Origin of the sequence: Photobacterium sp. GB-1 (assembly GCF_003026165.1) — a bacterium.
In the GTDB taxonomy this organism is placed as follows: domain Bacteria; phylum Pseudomonadota; class Gammaproteobacteria; order Enterobacterales; family Vibrionaceae; genus Photobacterium.
The window spans coordinates 1-5,770 of sequence record NZ_PYOB01000046.1; the positions used below are offsets into that span (position 1 = coordinate 1).

At 28.5% G+C, this 5,770-nt stretch carries 4 protein-coding genes and 2 pseudogenes; all 6 read left to right on the forward strand.

Annotated elements, in window-relative coordinates; all coding sequences use genetic code 11:
• The first annotated feature begins 205 nt into the window (after positions 1-205).
• Positions 206-1,147: pseudogene (locus C9J45_RS21170) on the forward strand (IS1595 family transposase).
• Positions 1,148-1,169: 22 nt separating this feature from the next.
• A pseudogene (locus C9J45_RS21175) lies at positions 1,170-1,872 on the forward strand (ISAs1 family transposase); the annotation flags it as partial.
• A 403-nt stretch (positions 1,873-2,275) separates the two neighbouring features.
• Positions 2,276-3,379, forward strand: a complete 1,104-nt coding sequence (locus C9J45_RS21180; RefSeq protein ID WP_107292987.1) for a glycosyltransferase family 4 protein — start codon at positions 2,276-2,278, stop codon at positions 3,377-3,379.
• A 15-nt stretch (positions 3,380-3,394) separates the two neighbouring features.
• A complete protein-coding gene (locus tag C9J45_RS21185; RefSeq protein WP_158260237.1) occupies positions 3,395-4,474 on the forward strand; it encodes an EpsG family protein in 1,080 nt (359 codons plus the stop codon).
• 6 nt (positions 4,475-4,480) lie between these two features.
• Positions 4,481-5,575 carry a glycosyltransferase family 4 protein gene (locus C9J45_RS21190; protein WP_107292989.1) on the forward strand — a complete coding sequence of 365 codons (1,095 nt, stop codon included), beginning with the start codon at positions 4,481-4,483 and terminating at the stop codon, positions 5,573-5,575.
• Positions 5,572-5,770, forward strand: a 199-nt coding sequence (locus tag C9J45_RS21820) for a hypothetical protein (RefSeq protein ID WP_233217861.1), incomplete at its 3' end; no start/stop codon positions are given. The genes C9J45_RS21190 and C9J45_RS21820, both read left to right, overlap by 4 nt.

Genomic DNA, 5,770 nt, shown 5'->3' on the forward strand with positions numbered 1-5,770 from the left:
ATCTATATTTTTCAACTTTATAGTTTATTATGCACTAAGTTTGGATGTTAGACGTTTAATTAAAAATAACATAAAAAACTTTGGCTTTAAATTCAGTAATTAAATTATAAAACATAAGTCTAAATATTACCTAATTACCACAATTTAACAGCCACTGTTAAATTATCTCATATACTTCAAGATATTGAAGTATATGAGTTACGTTATGCCTAAGAATTCAATCCAATTTCAGAAAGGCTTTTCTATCCCTGAATTTATGCATATGTATGGGACATAAAAGCAATGTAGAGAGCGTTTATTTAATATTCGATGGAAAAATGGTTACGTTTGACCTAATTGTGCTTCTAAAAGTTATTGTGAGCTTAGATCACGGTAATTATATCAATGTAATAAGTGTCACCATCTGACATCATTTACGGCATGTACTTTATTTTCTCATTCAAAATTACCGTTAACCACTTGGTTTTTAGCTATTTATCTCATCACACAAGAAAAAACAGTATTTCAGCATTAGAGCTAAAGCGTGAATTGGGGGGGTCTTATAACGCAGCATGGCGAATAAAACATAACCTCATGCAAGTGATGAAAGAGCACGATGATAATCGAAAGTTAGGCAATATCGTGCAATTGGATGATGCATATATTGGAGGTAAACAAAAAGGAAAGCGAGGACGTGGTGCCAAAGGTAAAACACCTTTTGTATCAGCGATCTCTTTGAATGAAGAACGTCATCCTATTTATATGCAGCTAAGTGTTGTTTCTTGTTTCAAGAAACAAGAAATTACAGATTGGGCTAAAAAGCATTTACAAGAAAAAAATTAGTCATATCAGATGGTTTGCCCTGTTTTAATGGTCTGTTAGCCGCAGATATTATTCATGGTTAATTACCAAAAAATGGTAAAGAACTTCACCAATACGAAGCTGCATTTTATTGGGTCGATACCATGATTGGTAACGTTAAAAATTCGATAAAAAGGGACATATCAAGCAATTAGAGAAAAACATATTTCTCGTTATCTTGGTGAATTCTGTTTTTGATTTAATTATCGGTTTCGAGTTGAAGATATATTCAATACGTTGATTAAATATAACAAAATCACCACCGATGCCAGAGAAATTATTAACCTTGGCTGAGTCTCGGTGGTAATCAGTAAATTTTATTATATCTAATTTCAGATAAGGTCGTATTAGGATAGCTTAAAACCGAAGAAAAAAGTAATGAGATTACGGCGATTCCAGAGCTGATAAAGATGCTCAATATCAAGGGAGCACTAGTAACCATTGATGCAATGGCCTGTCAGACTAAGGTAGCCAAAGCCATTGTAGAACAAGGTGGTGATCACTTGCTTACCATTAAAAGAAACAAAGGAAAACAGCGACAAGCGATTAGAGACAGCGTTCTCAACTCAGCGAGCAAAAACGTGGCTGACGATTTCTCAATTGAACAAAAACACTGTCGTGTAGAGTCTCGCCAATGCTATGTTTTTGATAGCTCGAAACTTGAAGGTGACTTTTCTCGATGGAAGGGCTTGAAAAGCATTGTAATGGTTGAAAACTTCCGCCTTGAGAAAGGCAAATCTGCAGAGCTAGAGTACCGTTATTACATCAGTTCCAAATAGCTTAGTGCAGAACAAGCTGTGGGGCATAGAGTCAATGATCTGGGTGCTTGATGTCGCAATGAATGAAGATGCGTGCCAAAGATACAAAGATCACGGTGCCGAGAATTTATCATGCCTACATCATATAAGTTTGAACATGCTCCGAGAAGAGCCAACCAAGGTAAGCATTGTTGGGAAGAAAAAGCGATGCATGATGAACACATCCATGCTAGAGGCAGTATTAAGTGCTGGTTTTAGTCAGAAGAGAATGTGAAAAACTAGACACTCATGCGGTCGCCCTGTTTTACTCGGTGCATTTTGATGTAATTTCTATAGTTATTGCTGATATTACTTAGATTAAATTCAATTAATGATAAGCCAATGTTCATTGAAACAGCAGTTGCTTTAAGATTGCAAAGATAAGTAATAGTTTTTATGAAATTAGATGTAAAATTTAATAGCACTACAATTTATGTTTGCTGTTAGTGTTAAGTCATAATAGAGCGGCATAGAATATTCAAGGTCAAAATAATACTGGTTACTGATATTTTTAATACCTTGTTTAAAATCGAAAATAATTAATATATTGATTATATATAGTTTAAATATGAGTATTGAAGTTAATTTTAATAATAAATTTTCATGTGGAATTTTTATTTTTTTTATTGTGGTTTAGTATGAAGAAAATTTTGTTTTTTACTGATATAGAAATAAATGGAAGCGTTAAAGCTGGTAATGTTAATGCTTTTAATTCAAAATTGAAAAATTTAAAAAAGAAAAATCAGTGTGAAGTTTTAGTATATAATAATAACAATAAAATTATAAGTGCGATTTTTTATTTATCAAGAGCTGAATCGAAATTATATAGAAAATTAGCACGTCTAAAATATATAAACTCTAAATTTAGTATTGTTCTACTATTGTTTTTATATTTTAAGTTGAGAATTACAAAGGTAGATGTCTTCTGTGTCGATTATATATATTGGTCTTACTTGAAATTAATTGTTCCTACTAATGTGAAATTTATAATCGACAGTCATGATATTATGCATTTAAGAAAGGATTCATTTAGTAATAGTAATATAAATGATCCTGTTATATCTGTATGTTATCAAGATGAAATTAATGCTTTTAATAATTCAGATGCGGTTCTTATCATACAAGAAGATGAATTTAATTATATTAAGGATAAAGTTGATACGAATATTATATTAACACCAAGGCCTTCTAATTTGAAATTTCTTCCCATTAATATGAATAATAATATATCATTCATAGGTGGTGGAGCAAATTTCAATATAGATGGTATTGTTAATTTTTATAAAAAAATCTGGATTTTTATGCCAATGAACTATACATTGAATATTTACGGTATGGTTTGCAATAAATTATCTGAAAATATCATTTCAGAAATGAAGGAACATGGTAATGTAATTATTCATGGTCCAGTTGATAATGTTGAGTCTGTTTATAATTCCTCCATGATTATGATTAACCCTATATATTATGGTTCTGGATTAAAAATGAAAAATATTGAATCTGTATCTTTTGGTAAACCAATTATCACAACGAATATAGGCCTTCAAGGTATGAGTAAGTTGAAAGATAGGGGGGTTTATGAATATAGTGATGTGGAATCGTTTATAGATTTAATTAGGTTGTTTTCTAATCATGAAACTTTGACAATAGAATCAAAAAAAGCTTATAGATATGCGGAAAAATATTTTGGTGAAAATGTTTGTTTCAAATATTTAAATGAATATTTCGACAAAATCAATTAAAATAAGGGTTAAATCTTGAGTTCAGTTTATATTTATACTGCCTTTTTATTTTTTTTTGTAGGATCCCTGAGCTTAATTAATAGTCAATATTTAAAGTATTTATTATTGTGTATTTTAATATTTTCTATTCAAATTATTGCGGGGCTTAGGTTTTTCTCAGACGCTGATTATAAAAACTATATTGAAATATATGATGCCATTCCTTATCTTTCTGATTTTTCAATTTTGAGTGTCTCGCATATTCATGGTGAGATTGGATTTCTATTTTTTATCTCAATAGTTAAATCTATATTTAACCATCCAGCATTCTTTTTTATTATCTTTACTACTATATCATTTGTATTAAAATTAAAATTTTTTAAAGCAAGTACGAAGGAATTTTTACTTGCTTATTGCATTTATCTTTGTTACTTCTTTTATCAGTATGAATTTATTCAAATAAGAATGGGAGTAATGATTGGGTTTGTAGCTTTAGCATTATTAAATATAAAATCAAATAAATTTTATATTTTTATTTTCATAGGCTCAATGTTTCAGAAACTTGCTTTATTATTTGTTTCTGTTAAATTTTTGATTAAGCAGAAAAATTTAACAATATTTATATTTACAGTGATATCTATTTCTACAGGGACATTTTTATCATTTCCAAAAATTATTGACTTCATAAATGGAGGTTATAATTCACCGTTCTATCATATAATATATAACTATGCTAATAATCCATTATATTCTAGTAGTGTTTCTATTTTTCAGTTTATACCTTTAAGGCATCTTTTGGTTTTTCTCTTAACGTCTTATTTTATATTTAATAATAATAGGAATGAGCAATATGAGTATATATGGAAAGTGTATTGCATTGGTATCATATTATCTTTCCCGTTTTTAAGTGTTGAAATTTTTTTCACTAGAATTATTTCTGTTTTGGATTTAGTTGAGCCATTATTATTGTTGATGACAATAAACATATATTTTAGTAAAAACAAAAATATTCTTAAAATTATATATCTATTATTTTCTGTTCTTTTTCTTGTCTATAGTGTCATTCATTCAAATGGTATTTATAATTATAATAATTGGTTGGGTTTATATTTATGAGGGCTTATGAAATTAGTTTTTTTTACTGAAAGTTTAAAGTCGGGTGGTGCTGAACGAGTCTTGTCTGTCATTGCTAATCATATGGTTAAAAAAAAATTCGATGTAAAAATTATTGTTTGTGATAAAGAACATGATTCTTTTTTTTATATCGATGATGAGGTTGAAATAAAATTTTTAGGCTTTAACTATGAGAAAAAGAATGCAATTCAATTTATTAAAGAACAAGTTAGAAGATATGTGGTTATTCGTAAAGAGCTTAAAGAAATAGGTAAGGATGATAGGATTATTAGTTTTTTAAGTCATACTAATTTTAGAGTTAATATGGCTTCTTTGTTTACGGGAAGAAAAGTATATTGCTGTGAACATAATAATTATTTTGCGGATAAATCAAGAATATTTAATTTCTTTAAAGTGTTATCCTATTATTTCATTGCTGAAAAACTATCAGTTCTAACGTCTCGTGATTTAAATAATTATCTTTATAAGTTTCAAAGGAAAATAGTTGTATTACCAAATCCGTTAGGTGTAAATATAGGAAAACCAAAGTTAAAAAATAATGATGTTATAAGTTTTCTTGCTATTGGACGTCTCACCGAGCAGAAGGGCTTTGAAAGATTATTAAATATAGTATATTTGTATAAAAATAAATATGTTGATCAAAGTTTTAGATTAATTATTGCTGGTGATGGAATTTTAAGGGAAAAACTAGAAAATTTATCTCTTTCTTTAAAACTGAATGAAGAGATTTCTTTTGTTGGAAATATAAATGATGTTGAAGATTTATATATTAATTCTGATATATATCTAATGACTTCGTTATGGGAAGGATTACCTATGGTTCTAGGTGAGGCCATGGCTAATGGTATGCCAATTATCTCTTATGATTGCCCCACTGGGCCTCGAGAGTTTATTGCTAATAACAAATCAGGTTTTTTAATAGAAGATGATAACGAAACGCTATTTGTAGAAGCAATGTATAAATTATCTAATGATGATGATTTATATTCATATATGTCAAAAAATGCTATTTCTAAAATTAAAAAAAATAGTATTAATAATATATATGAGAAATGGATTAGTTTTTTGGATATTAAAAAATGAAAAAAAAAATAATTGTATTCGCTCCGTTGTCTAGTGGCCATGTTCAAAAATGGTTAAAAAGCTTTTACCATAAATATGAATTTGTGTTTTGTACTTTACACAAACACGATGATTTCATATTTCCTGATTCAAAAGTTTACTCTTTCCCGAGAGTTACTGGGACTAGATTTGATTTTTTTATATCTATAATATATT

Bases quoted from the DNA above. Each gene is read 5' to 3' on its own strand.
- C9J45_RS21180 (WP_107292987.1), top strand. From the start codon at position 2,276: ATGAAGAAAATTTTGTTTTTTACTGATATAGAAATAAATGGAAGCGTT.
- C9J45_RS21190 (WP_107292989.1), top strand. From the start codon at position 4,481: ATGAAATTAGTTTTTTTTACTGAAAGTTTAAAGTCGGGTGGTGCTGAA.